Raw genomic sequence first — 17210 nt, 5'->3', positions numbered from 1 at the left:
CGTCAGAGCTTGCTGGCGACGAGCTCGGTGAGGTCGACGAGGCGGTTCGAGTAGCCCCACTCGTTGTCGTACCAGGACGAGATCTTGACCAGGTTGCCCGACACGTTGGTCTGGCCGGCGTCGAACACCGACGAGTGCGGGTCGAGCTGGATGTCGCTGGAGACGATCGCGTCGGTGTTGTACTTCATGTACCCGACGAGGTCGCCCTCGGCAGCGGCCTTCTCGAACGCGGCGTTGATGACCTCGGCAGTCAGGCCCTCGGTCGGGGTGACGACCGTGAGGTCGACGATCGAGCCGGTGGGCACGGGCACGCGGTACGACGAGCCGCTGAGCTTGCCGTTCAGCTCGGGCAGAACGAGGCCGATGGCCTTCGCGGCACCGGTCGCGGCGGGGACGATGTTGATCGCCGCGGCGCGGGCGCGGTGCAGGTCGCCGTGAGGGCCGTCCTGGAGGTTCTGGTCGGCGGTGTAGGCGTGGGCCGTCATCATGAAGCCGCGCTCGATGCCGAAGTTGTCGTTGAAGACCTTGGCGATGGGCGCGAGGCAGTTCGTGGTGCAGGACGCGTTCGAGATGACGTGCATCGTCTCGGAGTCGTACGTGCCGTCGTTGACGCCCATGACGAACGTGCCGTCGACGTCGGTGCCGGGAGCCGAGATGATGACCTTCTTGGCGCCGCCGGCGATGTGCTTCTTGGCGTCTGCGGCCTTGGTGAAACGACCGGTCGACTCGATGACGATGTCGACGCCCAGGTCGCCCCAGGGGAGGTTGGCGGGGTCGCGCTCTTCGAAGACCTTGATGGTCTTGCCATTGACCGTGATCGAGTCCTCGGTGTACGAGACCTCGGCGTCGAGGCGACCGCCGACGGAGTCGTACTTGAGGAGGTGAGCGAGGCTCTTGTTGTCGGTGAGGTCGTTCACCGCCACGATCTCCAGGTCAGCTCCCTGCGCGAGCGCCGCGCGAAGGAAGTTGCGTCCGATACGGCCGAAGCCGTTGATGCCGATCTTGACAGACACGTTGTCTCCCGTTTTTCTTCGCGCACGCCCCATGAACGGGGTCGACCCGCGATGTGCTGGAAATGAGAGAGGATGCCGGGGCTCAGCCCCCGTTGCCGGGAGGAGCCCGGCATCCTCACCTGTGAACGACCCTACTACTAGAGCAGGCCCGCCGTCTTCTCACGCGCGGCGTCGAGACGCTGTGCGACGTTCTGCCAGTTCGCGATGTTCCACGCCGCCTTGACGTAGTCCGCCTTGACGTTGAGGTAGTCGAGGTAGAAGGCGTGCTCCCACATGTCGAGCTGGAAGATCGGGACGGTGCCCTGCGCCGTGTTCGACTGCTGGTCGAAGAGCTGCTGGATGATGAGCTGCTCACCGATCGGATCCCAGCTGAGCACGGCCCAGCCCGATCCCTGGATGCCGGTGGCTGCCGCCGTGAAGTGCGCCTGGAACTTGTCGAAACCGCCGAAGAACTCGTCGATCGCCGAACGGAGCTCGCCCTCGGGCTCGCCGCCGCCACCCTGCGACGCAGGAGCGAGGTTGGTCCAGAAGATCGAGTGGTTGACGTGTCCGCCGAGGTTGAACGCGAGGTCCTTCTCGAGCTTGTTGACGTTCGCAAGGTTGCCGGTCTCGCGCGCCTCGGCGAGCTGTTCGAGGGCGGTGTTCGCGCCCGTCACGTAGGCCTGGTGGTGCTTCGAGTGGTGAAGCTCCATGATCTTGCCACTGATGCTCGGCTCGAGAGCGGAGTAGTCGTACGGGAGCTCAGGCAGGGTGTACTTCGCCATGTCCTCTTCCTTCTGTCGGTGCTGCGCACACGGCGCAGCCGGTCGGATTCATCCTATTGAGGGCCAACCCACCGGGCACCCGGTTGCTTCCCGGGAAGAGGGGATGTATCCCGTCAGTCTTCGAGGCCGGCGGGAACGGCGGACTCGGTATCCGGGATGCCGTCCTGCGCGGCCTTCTTGTCGGCCATGGCGAGGAGGCGCCGGATGCGGCCCGCCACGGCATCCTTCGTCATCGGCGGATCGGCGTGGTGGCCGAGCTCGTCGAGACTCGCGTCCCGATGGGCGAGGCGCAGATCTCCGGCCTGCTTCAGGTGGTCCGGCACGGTGTCGCCGAGGATCTCGAGCGCGCGCTCGACGCGGGCGCAGGCGGCGACGGCTGCCTGCGCGGAGCGACGGAGGTTCGCGTCGTCGAAGTTGACGAGGCGGTTCACGCCGGCACGCACCTCCCTGCGCTGGCGCATCTCCTCCCACGCGGCGGCGGTCTTCTGCGCGCCCATCATGAGCAGGGTGGCGCGGATCGCCTCGCCGTCGCGGACGACGACACGGGGCACGCCGCGCACCTCGCGGGCCTTCGCGGCGATCCCGAGGCGGTGAGCGGCGCCCACGAGCGCCATGGCGGCCTCCCCCGAGGGGCAGGCGACTTCGAGGGCGGCGGAGCGCCCGGGGTCCGAGAGGCTGCCCGCTGCGAGGAACGCCCCGCGCCACACGGCGGCCAGGTCGGGACGGGCGCCGGTGGTGAGCTTGTTGGGGAGACCGCGGACCGGGCGTCGTCGGTTGTCGAGCAGTCCGGTCTGCCGCGCGAGGGTCTCGCCGCCCTCGATGACGCGGACGGCGACGAGGTTGGCTGAGCGCCCGCCCGACGACTGCACGTGGGCGAGTTCAGGGCGGACGCCGTAGATCTCGACGAGGTCGCGGGCCACCCGGCGGGCGAGCACGTCCGTCTCGACCTCGGCCTCGACGGCGACGCGGCCGGCGATCGAGTGGAGGCCGCCGGAGAAGCGCAGGATCGTGGTGAGTTCTGCGACGCGTGCGGTGGGCCGCGGGTCTCGCACCGAGGTGAGTTCCGTCTTCACGTCAGCAGTCAGCGGCACGGGGATCCTTCGGTGGGGGCGATCGGGGACAAAGGATCAGCTTACTCGCGCACTGCTCACTCGCGACCCAGGTCACGGTGCGTGACCCTCACCGCGACACCCTGCTCCACGGCCAATCGTTCGGCGAGCTCGATTGACGTGACGACCGAGCGGTGCTTGCCTCCGGTGCATCCGATGGCGATGACGGAGTGGCGCTTGTTCTCCCGCTGATAGCCCTGCAGGACCGGGTGGAGGGCGGCGGCATAGGCGTCGATGAACTCCCTCGCACCGTCCTGGCCGAGGACGAAGTCCCGCACGTCCTCGTCCTCGCCCGTCAGGGCCCGCAGCGAGGGCTCCCAGTACGGGTTGGGCAGGAAGCGCATGTCCGCCACGAGGTCGACGTCGGGCGGGAGCCCGTACTTGAAGCCGAAGCTCATGACCGTGACCGTGTGACGGGCATCCCCGTCGGCGCTGAAGAGATCGACGATCCGATTCGCCAGCTGGTGGATGTTCAGCCCGCTCGTGTCGACGATGACATCCGCCGCTTCGCGGATGGCGGCGACGCGTTCGCGCTCCCGCCGGATGCCGTCGAGGATCGTCCCCTCGCCCTGGAGCGGGTGCGGCCGTCGCACCGCCTCGAACCGGCGGACGAGGACGTCGTCGGAGGCATCCAGGAACAGAACGCGCAGCTGGCGTCCGTCGCGGAGCGATCGGGTCACCGACGGCAGCTCGCCGAACAGCTGGCGACCGCGAACGTCCACGACCGCTGCGACCTTGGGCAGGGCATCCGCCGCGAGAGCGGTGAGATCGAGCAGGTGGGACAGCATCTGCGGCGGCAGGTTGTCCACGACGTACCAGTCGAGGTCCTCGAGGGCGTTCGCCGCTGTGGTGCGTCCTGCTCCGGACATGCCGGTGACGATCAGGACCTCGCCCGCCGTCTGGCCGTTCATGCCTGTCCCGCCTTCCACGCGTGTGATCCCAGCCTAACCACCGGATCCGGCAGTGACCGACCCAACCGCCAGATGCGAGTGGATGCTGGAGGCCAGACGCGGACCGATACCGGGAAGCTCCTGGATCTCCTCCGGGGTCGCCTGCTTCAACTTGCTGACCGATCCGAAGTGCCGGAGCAGCGCCTTGATGCGCGCCTCCCCGAGGCCCGGGACCTCGGCCAGGACCGTGGTGATGTCGCGTCCGCGCTTCTTGCGCTGATGCGTGATCGCGAAGCGGTGAGCCTCGTCGCGCAGGCGTTGCAGCAGGTACAGGGCCTCGGAGGACCTCGGGAGGATGACCGGGAAGTCGTCGTCCGGCAACCAGACCTCCTCGAGGCGCTTCGCGATCCCGCAGAGCGCGATCTCTTCGTGACCTGCGTCGCGCAGGGCCCGAGCGGCGGCCGCCACCTGCGGCTGGCCGCCGTCGACGAGGAGCAGCTGAGGACGGTAGGCGAAGCGGGGCCGCTTGCGCGTGGTGTCCACCTCACCGTCAGCCATCGGATCGATGGCCTCCTGTTCGGCCTCATCGCGGTCGATGTGGGCCAGACGCCGCATGAGCACCTGGTACATCGAGTCGGTGTCGTCGGTGGTCTCGCTGACCGAGAAGGAACGGTACTGATCCTTGCGGGGCAGGCCGTCCTCGAACACCACCATCGAGGCGACCACACCCGTCCCCCCGAGGTGCGAGACGTCGAAGCACTCGATCCGCAGCGGCGCCTCGGACATCCCCAGCGCCTCCTGCAGATCGGTGAGCGCCTTGGTGCGGGACGTGTAATCGCTCGTCCTGCGGGTCTTGTGGAGCATGAGCGCCTGCTGCGCGTTGAGGGTCGCTGTGCGCATGAGGTCCGCCTTCTGACCGCGCTGCGCGATCTGGACGGCGACCTTCTTGCCGCGCCGGGACTGCAGCCACTCCTCGAGCTCCGCGGTGTCGTCGGGCAGAGTCGGGACGAGCACCTGACGCGGAATGTCCTCGGCCCCGGCGGCTCCGTACGCGCGCTGGAGGATCTGGTCGACCAGCTCCGGGCCGGAGATGTCGAGCTCCTTGTCGATCGTCGTCGCGCGCACGCCGCGCACCCGCCCGCCGCGGACGATGAAGTGCTGCACCGCCGCGGACAGCTCGTCCTCGGCGACACCGAAGAGATCGGCATCCGTGTCCTCACTGAGGACGAGCGCGCTGCGGTTGAGGACGGCGTCGAGGGCCTGCAGCTTGTCGCGGTACGAGGCCGCGGTCTCGTAGTCCATCGCGGCCGCCGCTTCGCGCATGCGCGCTTCCATCCGCTTCGTGTAGCGCTTGTCGCTGCCCGACATGAAGGCGATGAAGTCGTCGACGATCGCGCGATGCTCCTCGATGGTGACCTTCATCGAGCACGGGCCGCCGCATCGGCCGATCTGGCCGGGGAAGCACGGCCGCCCCGTCGCCATCGCCTTCTTGTACGACGAGTCACTGCACGTGCGGATCGGGAACACCTTGATCAGCTGATCGATCGTGTCGTGGACCGCCCACACCTTGGGGTACGGGCCGAAGTACTTCGCACCACGGATGCGGCGGTTCCGTGTCACGATCACCCGCGGCGCCTCGTCGCCGAGAGTCACCGCCATGTACGGGTAGGACTTGTCGTCCTTGTACCGGACGTTGAACGGCGGCGAGTACTCCTGGATCCACGTGTACTCGAGTTGCAGCGAATCGATGTCGGTCGCCACGACCGTCCACTCGACCTTCGCGGCCGTCGTGACCATGCGCCGCGTGCGCTCGTGCAGCGTGTGCAGCGGGGCGAAGTAGTTCGACAGCCGCGCCCGCAGGTTCTTCGCCTTGCCGACGTACAGGATCCGGCCATCCGCGTCGAGGAACCGATAGACGCCGGGGTCGGTGGGGATCTCCCCCGGCTTCGGCTTGTACGGCAGGACGGACGCCACCTCAGCCCGCCTTGCGCGCGGGCGCCACGTCCAAGAGCTCGGCGAGGAACTGACCCGTGTGGCTCTCGGGAACCGCCGCGACCTGCTCCGGCGTGCCCGTCGCGACGATCGTGCCGCCGCCGGACCCGCCCTCGGGGCCGAGGTCGATGACCCAGTCCGACGACTTGATGACGTCGAGGTTGTGCTCGATGACGAGGACCGAGTTGCCCTTGTCGACGAGGCTGTTCAGGACCTCGAGCAGGCGCTGGACGTCCTCGAAGTGGAGACCCGTGGTCGGCTCGTCGAGCACGTAGATCGTCCTGCCGTTCGACCGACGCTGGAGTTCGGTGGCGAGCTTGACACGCTGAGCCTCGCCGCCCGAGAGCGTCGTCGCGGACTGCCCGAGCCGGACGTAGCCCAGGCCGACGTCGACGAGCGTCTTGAGGTACCGGTGGATCGCCTGGATCGGTTCGAAGAACTCGGCCGCCTCGAAGATCGGCATGTTGAGGACCTCGGCGATGTTCTTGCCCTTGTAGTGGACTGTCAGGGTGTCGCGGTTGTAGCGCTGGCCGTGGCACACCTCGCAGTCGACGTAGACGTCGGGCAGGAAGTTCATCTCGATCTTGATCGTGCCGTCGCCCGAGCACGCCTCGCAGCGTCCACCCTTGACGTTGAAGCTGAAGCGCCCGGGCTGGTAGCCGCGCGTCTTGGCCTCGGTCGTCTCGGCGAACAGCGACCTGATCCGGTCGAAGACGCCGGTGTACGTGGCCGGGTTCGAGCGGGGCGTCCGTCCGATGGGTGCCTGATCGACGTGGACGACCTTGTCGAGGTGCTCGAGGCCGGTCACGCGGGTGTGCTTGCCGGCGACGCGACGTGCCCCGTTGAGCTTGGTCGCGAGGACTTCGTAGAGGATGCCGTTCACGAGAGACGACTTGCCCGACCCGCTCACCCCCGTCACGGCGGTCAGGACGCCCAGCGGGAAGTCCACCGTGACGTTCTGGAGGTTGTTCGCGCGCGCACCGACGACACGCAGCTGCCGGCCCTTGTCGATCTTCCGACGCTTCTTCGGCATGGCGATCGCACGGCGTCCGCTGAGGTAGGCGCCCGTGATCGATTCCTCGTCGGTCAGGAGCTGGTCGACGGGACCGGAGTGGACCACGTTGCCGCCTTCGACACCCGCGCGCGGGCCGATGTCGACGATCCAGTCGGCCGCGTGGATGGTCTCTTCGTCGTGCTCGACGACGACGAGCGTGTTCCCAAGGCTCTTGAGTCGCACGAGCGTCTCGATGAGTCGACGGTTGTCGCGCTGGTGGAGCCCGATCGAGGGCTCGTCGAGGACGTAGAGCACCCCCGTCAGGCCGGAGCCGATCTGGGTAGCCAGACGGATGCGCTGCGCCTCGCCACCCGAGAGCGAACCGGCGGCGCGACTGAGGCTCAAGTAGTTCAGTCCCACCTGGATGAGGAAGTCGAGACGGGCGCGGATCTCGCGGAGCACCGCGGCCGCGATCGTCGCCTCGCGATCGGTGAGGGCCATGTCGGCGAAGAAGGCCTGCGCCTCGCCGAGGCTCAGGCGCGAGGCATCCGCGATCGAGTGCCCGTGGACGAGGACCGAGAGGACCTCGGGCTTGAGACGGTCGCCGTTGCAGACGGGGCACGGCACTTCGCGCAGGAACTCGGACCACCGCTGTCGCTGCGTGTCGGTCTCGGCCTGAGTGAACTGACGCTCGATGTAGGGGATCACGCCCTCGAACCCGGACGCGTACCGCATCTCACGTCCGTAGCGGTTCTTCCACTTGACCGTGACCTTGTAGTTCTCGCCCGAGAGGACCGCGTCCTGGATGTCGGCGGGCAGGTCCTTCCAGGGGGTGTCGAGGGAGAAGCCGAGGTCGTCGGCGAGCCCGACGAGCAGACGCTCGTAGTACTGGAACAGGCCCTTGCCCTGCGTCGTCCACGGGACGATGACTCCCTCGGCGATGGAGAGCTCCTCGTCGCCGAGGAGCAGCTCGGTGTCGACGGACATACGCGTGCCCAGCCCGGAGCACGCCGGGCAGGCACCGAACGGTGCGTTGAACGAGAACGTCCGAGGCTCGATCTCGGTCAGCTGGAGCGGGTGGCCGTTCGGACAGGCCAGCTTCTCGCTGTAGCTCTGCCAGGCGTCGTCACCCTCTTCGTCGACGAAGTTGACCTGCAGGATGCCGCCGGCCAGGCCGAGCGCCGTCTCCACCGAGTCGGTGACACGGGTCAGGATGTCGGGGCTCGCGACGAGGCGGTCGACGACGACGGCGATGTCGTGCTTGTAGCTCTTCTTCAGCGTCGGGGGCTCGGCCAGCTGCACGGCCTCGCCGTCGACGATCGCGCGGGCGTAGCCCTTCGCCGACAGCTCCTTGAAGAGGTCGACGAATTCGCCCTTCTTCTGCGAGACGACGGGAGCGACGATCTGATACCTCGTCCGCTCGGGCAGCTCCATGAGCTGGTCGGCGATCTGCTGGACCGTCTGGCGCTGGATGCGCTCTCCGCACTCGGGGCAGTGGGGCACGCCGACCCGCGCCCACAGCAGTCGCATGTAGTCGTTGATCTCGGTGATCGTGCCCACCGTCGACCGCGGGTTCCGGTTGGTCGACTTCTGGTCGATCGAGACGGCAGGGCTGAGTCCTTCGATGAAGTCGACGTCCGGACGGTCCACCTGCCCCAGGAACTGCCGCGCGTAGGAGCTGAGCGACTCGATGTACCGGCGCTGGCCCTCGGCGAAGATCGTGTCGAAGGCGAGGCTCGACTTGCCCGACCCGGACAGGCCGGTGAACACGACGAGCGAGTCGCGCGGGATCTCGAGGTCGACGTTCTTCAGATTGTGGACGCGAGCGCCGCGGACACTGAGTTTGGAGGCGTGGGGAACGGGGACGATGGGCACCGGTCAATCCTAGGTTGGGCCACCGACACGGGCTCCGGTCTTCGCTCCGGGCGATCAGTCCGCTACCGTCGCCCGCCCTCCGGCGAAGGGCTGCAGGCCGTCACGGAGACGCGCCACGTCGTCGATGCCGAGCCCGACCCGCTCCATGATCTGTCGGGGCACGTCGAGGGCGCGTTCGCGCAGCGCACGTCCGTCCTCGGTCAGCTCGATGTCGAGGACGCGCTCATCGCTCGTGCGGCGTCGACGGGCGACACGCCCCTGCGATTCGAGGCGCTTGATCGTCGGTGAGAGACTCGCCGGCTCGACGGCGAGGGTCGAGGCCAACTCCCCCAGCGACTGGGGCGCCTTCTCCCACAACGCGAGCATCACGAGGTACTGCGGATGGGTGAGGCCGAGCGGTTCGAGAACCGGCCGGTAGATCGACACGACGTTCCGCGCCGCCGTCACGATCGCGAAGCAGAGCTGGCTCTCCAGCTTCAGCACGTCCTCGTCCATCATGGTCCTCACTCCCCTAATAGTTAGTACACTAATCATTATGAACGAGGAACGGGAATCACGGCCGCCGCTGCGTCAGCGGATCCGGGCCGCCGGCGGGTTCTACTCGTGGTGGAACAGCCGCCTCATCCGTTACGCCGGTCCCGCGTCGGTGGGTCCGTACGAGAGCGAGCCGGAGCCGGTCCGCACGGAGCGCGCCTGCCCCCTGTGCGGACAACCGATGTCGCAGCACACGTTCGACCGCTCCGGCGAGCGCCCGCTCATGCACTGCCCCTGATCGGCGTGGGAGCCGGTCAGGCGTGACCGGCCCGCTCCATCGCCCGCAGCTCCTTCTTGAGGTCTTGGACCTCGTCGCGGAGCCGGCCTGCGAGTTCGAACTTGAGCTCGTCCGCCGCCGCGAGCATCTGGCGCGTGAGATCCTCGATGGTCGCCTCCAACTGATTCGCCCCCTCGGCGGCGATGCCTTCGCGCCGCAGCTGCGGGGTCGGGCTCTTGCCCTTGCCCGACTTGGTCTTGCTCTTGCCGCGGCTGTCCATCATGTCGCGCGTGTCACTCGCCTCTCGCGCGAGGGCGTCGGTGATGTCGGCGATCTTCTTGCGCAGCGGCTGCGGATCGATGCCGTGCTCGAGGTTGTAGGCGATCTGCTTCTCGCGGCGTCGTTCCGTCTCATCGATGGCCGCGGCCATCGAATCGGTGATCCTGTCGGCGTACATGTGCACTTCACCCGACACGTTTCGCGCCGCGCGACCGATCGTCTGGATGAGGGAGGTGCCGGATCGGAGGAAGCCCTCCTTGTCGGCATCCAGGATCGCCACGAGGGACACCTCGGGGAGGTCGAGACCTTCACGCAGGAGGTTGATGCCGACGAGCACGTCGTAGACGCCCTGGCGGAGCTCGGTCAACAGCTCGACGCGACGGAGCGTGTCGACGTCGGAGTGGAGATAGCGCACGCGCACCCCGTGCTCGCCGAGGAAGTCGGTGAGCTCCTCGGCCATCTTCTTCGTGAGCGTCGTCACGAGGATGCGCTCGTCCTTTCCGACGCGGATGCGGATCTCCTCGAGCAGGTCGTCGATCTGTCCCTTCGACGGCTTGACGATGATCTCCGGGTCGATGAGACCCGTCGGCCGGATGATCTGCTCGACCACGCCGTCGGCGATCCCCATCTCGTACTTCCCCGGAGTCGCGGAGAGGTAGACCGTCTGTCCGATGCGCTGCTTGAACTCGTCGAAGCGCAACGGACGGTTGTCCATCGCGCTCGGCAGCCGGAAGCCGTGGTCGACGAGGGTGCGCTTGCGGGAGGCATCCCCCTCGTACATGGCGCCGATCTGCGGCACGGTGACGTGGGACTCGTCGATCACCAGCAAGAAGTCGTCGGGGAAGAAGTCGAGGAGCGTGTGCGGAGCCTCCCCCGGCATCCGGCCGTCGATGTGCCGCGAGTAGTTCTCGATGCCCGAGCAGAAGCCGAGCTGCTGCAGCATCTCGAGATCGAACGTCGTGCGCATCCGCAGACGCTGCGCCTCGAGGAGCTTGCCCTGCGATTCGAACTCCTTGAGACGCTCCTCGAGTTCGTGCTCGATCGTCCCGATCGCCCGCTGCACGGTGTCGGTACCCGCAACGTAGTGGGACGCGGGGAAGATCGGCACGCTGTCGAGCTTCTGCACGACGTCGCCGGTGAGCGGATGCAGCATGTACAGGGCTTCGATCTCGTCACCGAACAGCTCGATCCGCACCGCGAACTCCTCGTACACGGGGATGATCTCGATGGTGTCGCCGCGCACGCGGAAGTTGCCTCGCGAGAAGTCGACGTCGTTGCGGTTGTACTGCATCGCGATGAATTTGCGGATGAGGGCGTCGCGGTCGTACCGCTCCCCCACCTGCAGCGCCACCATCGCGCGGAGGTACTCCTCCGGCGCGCCGAGGCCGTAGATGCACGAGACGGTCGACACCACGACCACGTCGCGACGACTCAGCAGCGAGTTCGTCGTCGAGTGGCGCAGGCGCTCGACCTCGGCGTTGATCGAGGAGTCCTTCTCGATGAAGGTGTCCGTCTGCGGGACGTAGGCCTCGGGCTGGTAGTAGTCGTAGTAGCTGACGAAGTACTCGACGGCGTTGTTCGGCAGGAGGTCGCGGAACTCGTTCGCGAGCTGCGCCGCCAGCGTCTTGTTGTGCGCCATCACGAGGGTCGGCCGCTGCACCTGCTCGATGAGCCACGCTGTCGTGGCGGACTTTCCGGTACCGGTGGCTCCGAGCAGGACGACGTCGGTCTCGCCCGCGTTGATGCGCGCGGCGAGGTCGGCGATCGCCTGCGGCTGGTCGCCGCTCGGGACGTACTCGCTGATGACCTCGAACGGCCGGACGGATCGCGTGGTCTGCATGGATCCAGCGTAGGCCGGGGTCCCGACACCGGCTCCGGCGTTCGCCGTCGGCGTGGGCGGGTCAGGCCGTGAGGCGAGCCCAGAGGTCATCGGTCTGCGCGAGCGTCTCGTCGATCGAGCCCGCCGTGTCGATGACGACGTCCGCGATCGCCAGACGCCGCGCGTCGTCGACTTGCGCCGCCAGCCTCGCGTCCGCCTCCGCCTCTGTCATCCCACGAAGGGAGATCAGCCGTTCCCGGCGGAGCGCGACGGGTGCGTGGGCGACGACGATCAGCTCCCAGGGGTCCTCCGCGCGAGCCTCGAGCAGGAGCGGCACGTCGTAGACCACGACGGCTCGCGGGTCGGCGTCGACCGCAGCGCGGAAGCGCCGTGCCGACTCCTCGCGCACGGCGGGGTGAACGATCGCGTTGAGTCGAGCCACGGCATCCGGATCACCGAAGACCCGAGAGGCGAGGCCTGCACGGTCGAGCTCGCCCGCCGCTGTCAGCACGTCCGGCCCGAACTCCGCCGCGATCGCGTCAAGGACCGGAGAGCCGGGCTGTTGAACGTCCCGGACGATCGCATCCGCGTCGACGACGACCGCCCCGCGCTCGGCCAGCCGGCGATCGATGGTGGACTTCCCCGATGCGATTCCGCCGGTCAACGCGATGAGTGGCACCCCTCGAGGATGCCACGGACCGCCTACGTCAGGTGAGAGCGCGCCTCATCCAGTCCGCCGAAGAGGACGGATGCCTCGAGGCTCCGCGACGCGCGCACCGCGGCGCCGCGCGCCGACTCCATCAGCACGTCCGTGTCGTAGCCGACGGTCTCGGTCAGTCCGATGCCGACACCGACGACGGGCAGGAGTCCGGTCGGGTTGCCGGCGAGGTCGTCGATGCAGCCGCGGTAGATCACCGCGCCCTGACGACGCGCATCGGCCGCGGTGCTGGCGACACCGCAGACCGCGAGTGTGGAATCGCCGTCCTCGCCCACGAACGCCGAGGCCGGCGCGTGTCGACGCACGGACCGGCGCCACTGGGCGGCGAGCTCGTCGGCGGCATCCGACCCGAATGCGGCCGCCATCTCGTCGAGTCCGTCGACGTGGACGACGATCACGCTGACGAGTTCCTGACGCCACCCGGCGCGCTCCGCCATGTCGCGAAGCGCGTCGCGGTAGGTCCGCCCGAGCAGGATGCCGTCGGAGGCCACGCCGTTCTCGCTGAGCCACTCGTATCGCTGCGTCGCGCTCTTGGTCGCCCGCAGGATCGAGGTGACGACGACCGCGACCATGGTCAGGACGACCGTCGCGATGTTCGCCGAGATGGAACCGAACCAGGTCTGGAAGAACGCGCCCTCCGGCCCGTCGATGACGAAGCAGAGGAGCCGCGCGGCGTAGTACGCGGCTGCGGCGAAGAGGACACCTGTGAGCAGCTTCGCATTGCCGATGCGTCCCATGGGCCTTCGCAGCGCCTCCCAGCCACCGGCGAGGAAGAACAGCACGATGTGGGCGGCCATGACGGTCCAGCCGCCCCATGCTCCATCGACCGGAACGCGGATGACGGCCGCCAGGAACGTCGTCACCGCGAGGACGCCGACGACCACCGACGGCCAGGTGATGGGGCGGTCGTTGAAGCGTCGATTGCCGAGCCACATGAACGCCGGAGTGAGGACGAATGCGGAGTTCCCGATCGCGATGGCGATCTCGCCCCCGATGCCGGCAGCCCAGGAGATGTACGCGAAGGCGGTCGCCGTGCCGCACAGGTACGCGACCGCCCACAGTCGGCCCGCGCCAGCGTCGCGCCGCCGCAGGGTCTCGATGACGAAGATGCCCGTCGCCACGAACGCGACCAGGGCCGTCATGACGGTCACCGAGAAGAGGTCGAGCTTCATGCGGCCCCCTCCTGAGCGGCAACGGGCGTACTGGTCGCATGCGCGGGGAGCCTGACCATGAAGGTCGTCCCGACTCCCTTCGTCGAGGTGACCGTGATGTCGCCGCCGTGCGCGCGCGCGATCTCGCGGCTGATCGCGAGCCCCAGACCCGTCCCGGCGACCCCGGACTCGGCTCGGAAGAACCGCTCGAACAGCCTGTCCTGATCCTCCGGCGAGAGCCCGATCCCGGTGTCGCGCACGAGGAACCAGGAGACATCGCCGTCCGTCGCGCTGTTCAGCGTGATCGAGCCGCCGTCGCGGTTGAACTTGATCGCGTTGCTGATGAGGTTGTCGACGACCTGACGCACACGCGCGGGGTCGATGAACGCCGGGGTGTCGCCGACCTCGTCCACATCGATGCGGATGGCTCGCTCGCGGGCGATCGGGGTGAGGTCGGATGCCGCCGCCCGCACGACCGCGCCGAGGTCGTGGAGGACGGGGGATATCGTCACCTCGGCCGACATCCTCGAGGCGGTCGACGCGGCGAGGATCCCCGAGACGATGCCGAGAAGCCTCTCGCTGTTGCGATAGGCGACATCGACCTGTCGGTGCACGGTCTCGGGCAGGTTTTCGGTGTCGAGCACCAGTTCGAGGTAGCCGATGATCGAGGTCAGCGGTGTGCGCAGCTCGTGCGACACCGACGCGACGAGACTGTCGCGCGCCTTCAGAGCAGTCCGCTCGTCAGTCACGTCGCGCGCGACGAGGACGACGCCCGCAGGGTTGCCGTCGGCATCCCGCATCCGTCGCGCAGTGAGGCTGAGGGCCGCGCGACGCGACTCGGACACGGAATACCAGACCACGACGTCATCGAACGTCTCGCCTCGGACGATGCGGGCCAGCGGCCGATCCTCGGAGGAGAGCGGCGTCTCGCCGTCCGCCGCGAAGATCGTCTCGCTGCCATCGGGTCTGCCGAACCCCGGGATGCGTCGCTGGAACCGTCCGAGGGCATCGTTGACGAAGGTGATCTCGCCGTCTGCCCCGATCCGGAGCACGCCGAAGTCGACGGTGTCGAGCACCTCGGTCAGCAGCTGTTCCTGGCGACTGGCATGCCGGAGTGCGGCTGTCAGGCGTTCCGCCTGCCGGTCGAGCAGCGTGCGCTGCGCAAGGAAGCGTCGAGTGGCGTTGTACGTCGACGCGCCGATCGCGATGACGACGGCCGGGAGGACGATGACGGCCCAGGTGAGCTCGAAGTCCGGAACGAACAGGAGTGCGGCCCAATAGGACCCGATGGATCCGACGCATGCGACGACGAACCACAACCGCCCCATCGACGACAGCCACATCGTGGGGAAGGCCCACAGGAGACCGATACCCGGGACATCCGAGGTCCGCATGAGCCCGATCGCGACGATGTCGCACAGTGGGATGACCGCGACCCACGAAGGGTGCAGTCGCGACCAGGGGACGGCGAGACTGGCGATGGCCGCGACGATGACGAGCACCGCACCGGGAGCGAACTGGGGCGCGTCGGGCAGCCATCCGGCGGGGATGCCGGAGAGGAAGATGACTGCGACGATCACCGTGAGGAGCAACTGGTTGTTCGCCGCGACTCGATCGCGGAGCTCGGTCAGCGGGAGCGGACGGGACGGCGCATCGAAGAATCGGCGCATCCGCGTGCCCGCCCTGTCGGACGGAGATCGATCTGCGGTCGATCCTTCGTTCTCCTGCGCCACACCTGCACGTTACCGGGCTACCGGCGGCGCGGCATCCGCCCGGGAACGACCGAGGGGCCGGAGCACATGGCTCCGACCCCTCGATTCAGATGGTGTCGATCAGCGACCGGACAGCTTCTCGCGGAGAGCAGCCAGCGCCTCGTCGTCGGCGAGGGTGCCTGCACCGCTCGAGACCTCGGACGAGAAGGACGACGAACCCGAGTCGGCGGGAGCGGCAGCCTCGGCCTCGAGGGCCTTGGCGACGGCAGCCTTGTGGGCTTCCCAGCGACCCTGAGCAGCGGCGTACTCGGCCTCCCAGGCGAGGCGGGCCTCGTCGAAGCCTTCCTTCCACTGGTTGGTCTCGGGGTCGAAGCCCTCGGGGTACTTGTACTCGCCGTTCTCGTCGTACTCGGTGACCATGCCGTACAGCGCCGGGTCGAACTCGGTACCGTTGGGGTCGACCGACTCGTTCGCCTGCTTGAGCGAGAGCGAGATGCGGCGACGCTCGAGGTCGATGTCGATGATCTTGACGAAGACCTCTTCACCGACGGAGACGACCTGCTCGGCGAGCTCGACGTGCTTGCCCGAGAGCTCGGAGATGTGCACGAGGCCCTCGATGCCGTCGGCGACGCGGACGAACGCACCGAACGGGACGAGCTTGGTGACCTTGCCCGGAGCGACCTGACCGATCGCGTGGGTACGGGCGAAGACCTGCCACGGGTCCTCCTGCGTCGCCTTCAGCGACAGCGAGACGCGCTCGCGGTCCAGGTCGACCTCGAGGATCTCGACGGTGACTTCCTGACCGACCTCGACGACCTCGGATGCGTGCTCGATGTGCTTCCACGAGAGCTCCGAGACGTGGACGAGACCGTCGACGCCACCGAGGTCGACGAACGCACCGAAGTTGACGATCGACGAGACGGTGCCCTTGCGGACCTGACCCTTGTGGAGGTTGTTGAGGAAGTTCGAGCGCGACTCGGACTGCGTCTGCTCGAGCAGGGCGCGGCGCGACAGGACGACGTTGTTGCGGTTCTTGTCGAGCTCGAGGATCTTGGCCTCGATCTCCTGGCCGAGGTACGGCGTGAGGTCGCGGACACGGCGGAGCTCGATGAGCGACGCGGGGAGGAAGCCGCGGAGGCCGATGTCGACGATGAGACCACCCTTGACGACCTCGATGACCGAACCGGTGACGACGCCGTCGTTCTCCTTGATCTTCTCGACGTCTCCCCAGGCACGCTCGTACTGTGCGCGCTTCTTGGAGAGGATCAGGCGGCCTTCCTTGTCCTCCTTCTGGAGGACGAGGGCCTCGACCTGGTCGCCGACATTGACGACCTCGTTGGGGTCGACGTCGTGCTTGATCGACAGCTCGCGCGAGGGGATGACGCCCTCGGTCTTGTAGCCGACGTCGAGGAGGACCTCGTCGCGGTCGATCTTGACGACGGTGCCTTCGATGAGGTCTCCGTCGTTGAAGAACTTCAGGGTCTTCTCGACCGCGGCCAGGAAGTCCTCAGCAGATCCGATGTCGTTGATGGCGACCTGCTTGGTGGCCGGGGCGGTCGTTGCGTTAGTCATGTAGGGGGTTGTCCTTGGATGGTGTTGTATTCGGGCCCCGGAGCTCATCCGCACGAGGACGCGCGGAAGCCGATCGGGGCAAGGTGGTTGGTGTTGCGATGCTGCGCGGGCGCGGCACAGGTGCCACGCGTGCGACGCTCCAGGGTATCAGACAGCGCTGACGTAATACCAGACGCCCGAGCGCCGCACGAAGCGGCTGTCCTCCTCCATGACATGCGGATCGCCTGCGTCACCGTCGACCCAATGGGCGCGGAAGCGCACCCTCCCGGAGCGACCGTCCTCCGACGTGTTCGCGCTGAGGATGTCGAGCCGCATCCAGGTGACCGCGTCATCGAGCGAGAGGCCGTCGGGCCTGGTCCCGGGGAACCACGTGTCGATCAGGTGGCGCGCATCGCCGAGCGCGAAGGCGGTGTACCTCGAACGCATCAGGTCTTCGGGCGTCCCGGCGGCGTGACCGTCGAGAACGGGTCCGCAGCACGACCCGAACGGGCGCCGACCGCAAGGACATGGTGCGTCGAGCGCGACCCGACGTCCCCGACGAGCGGATGCCGCAGCCCCGAACGACATGGTC

The 17210-nt window shown here is 67.8% G+C and carries 14 protein-coding genes; 1 reads left to right on the top strand and 13 read right to left on the bottom strand.

The genetic code is table 11. The features are described 5' to 3' along the window. Positions 1–2: 2 nt before the first annotated feature. From gap to AC4NN1_RS00515, 7 genes are all read right to left on the bottom strand, one after another. Positions 3–1013 (bottom strand): type I glyceraldehyde-3-phosphate dehydrogenase, encoded by a 1011-nt coding sequence (gene gap / locus AC4NN1_RS00545; RefSeq protein WP_018186503.1) that lies wholly within the window; start codon positions 1011–1013, stop codon positions 3–5. 137 nt (positions 1014–1150) lie between these two features. Then, positions 1151–1777, bottom strand: a complete 627-nt coding sequence (locus tag AC4NN1_RS00540) for a superoxide dismutase (protein ID WP_020097512.1) — start codon at positions 1775–1777, stop codon at positions 1151–1153. 113 nt (positions 1778–1890) lie between these two features. Next, complete coding sequence (whiA, locus tag AC4NN1_RS00535) at positions 1891–2868, bottom strand: DNA-binding protein WhiA (protein ID WP_018186501.1); 978 nt, start codon at positions 2866–2868, stop codon at positions 1891–1893. A 56-nt stretch (positions 2869–2924) separates the two neighbouring features. Beyond that, positions 2925–3797: an RNase adapter RapZ gene (rapZ, locus tag AC4NN1_RS00530; protein ID WP_018186500.1), complete on the bottom strand. Its 873-nt coding sequence runs from the start codon at positions 3795–3797 to the stop codon at positions 2925–2927. Between the two features lie 33 nt (positions 3798–3830). Continuing rightward, positions 3831–5750, bottom strand: coding sequence for an excinuclease ABC subunit UvrC (uvrC, locus tag AC4NN1_RS00525; RefSeq protein ID WP_018186499.1), 1920 nt, complete (start codon positions 5748–5750; stop codon positions 3831–3833). A gap of 1 nt (position 5751) precedes the next feature. Next, positions 5752–8637, bottom strand: coding sequence for an excinuclease ABC subunit UvrA (uvrA, locus tag AC4NN1_RS00520; protein ID WP_491954288.1), 2886 nt, complete (start codon positions 8635–8637; stop codon positions 5752–5754). 54 nt (positions 8638–8691) lie between these two features. Then, positions 8692–9132: a MarR family winged helix-turn-helix transcriptional regulator gene (locus AC4NN1_RS00515; protein ID WP_020097516.1), complete on the bottom strand. Its 441-nt coding sequence runs from the start codon at positions 9130–9132 to the stop codon at positions 8692–8694. A 40-nt stretch (positions 9133–9172) separates the two neighbouring features. Between AC4NN1_RS00515 and AC4NN1_RS00510 the strand changes: the two genes are divergently transcribed. Further along, a complete protein-coding gene (locus tag AC4NN1_RS00510) occupies positions 9173–9409 on the top strand; it encodes a hypothetical protein (RefSeq protein ID WP_018186496.1) in 237 nt (78 codons plus the stop codon). Positions 9410–9425: 16 nt separating this feature from the next. On the opposite strand, the gene uvrB is transcribed toward AC4NN1_RS00510, so the two are convergent. From uvrB to AC4NN1_RS00480, 6 genes are all read right to left on the bottom strand, one after another. Then, positions 9426–11507, bottom strand: a complete 2082-nt coding sequence (uvrB, locus tag AC4NN1_RS00505; protein WP_018186495.1) for an excinuclease ABC subunit UvrB — start codon at positions 11505–11507, stop codon at positions 9426–9428. Between the two features lie 61 nt (positions 11508–11568). After that, on the bottom strand, positions 11569–12165 hold the full coding sequence (gene coaE, locus AC4NN1_RS00500; RefSeq protein WP_491954287.1) for a dephospho-CoA kinase: 597 nt from the start codon (positions 12163–12165) through the stop codon (positions 11569–11571). A 23-nt stretch (positions 12166–12188) separates the two neighbouring features. Next, entirely contained in the window at positions 12189–13376 is a 1188-nt protein-coding gene (locus AC4NN1_RS00495) for a hypothetical protein (RefSeq protein WP_018186493.1), read from the bottom strand. Further along, complete coding sequence (locus tag AC4NN1_RS00490; RefSeq protein WP_491954286.1) at positions 13373–15025, bottom strand: sensor histidine kinase; 1653 nt, start codon at positions 15023–15025, stop codon at positions 13373–13375. Before AC4NN1_RS00490 ends, AC4NN1_RS00495 begins: the two co-directional genes overlap by 4 nt. A gap of 162 nt (positions 15026–15187) precedes the next feature. Then, entirely contained in the window at positions 15188–16639 is a 1452-nt protein-coding gene (rpsA, locus tag AC4NN1_RS00485; protein WP_064002307.1) for a 30S ribosomal protein S1, read from the bottom strand. A gap of 147 nt (positions 16640–16786) precedes the next feature. Continuing rightward, entirely contained in the window at positions 16787–17068 is a 282-nt protein-coding gene (locus tag AC4NN1_RS00480; RefSeq protein ID WP_311857879.1) for a YchJ family protein, read from the bottom strand. Positions 17069–17210 lie beyond the last annotated feature (142 nt).

This window comes from Microbacterium sp. MDV22-iso44 (assembly GCF_058629135.1).
This window is presented reverse-complemented; position numbering and strand designations above follow the sequence as displayed.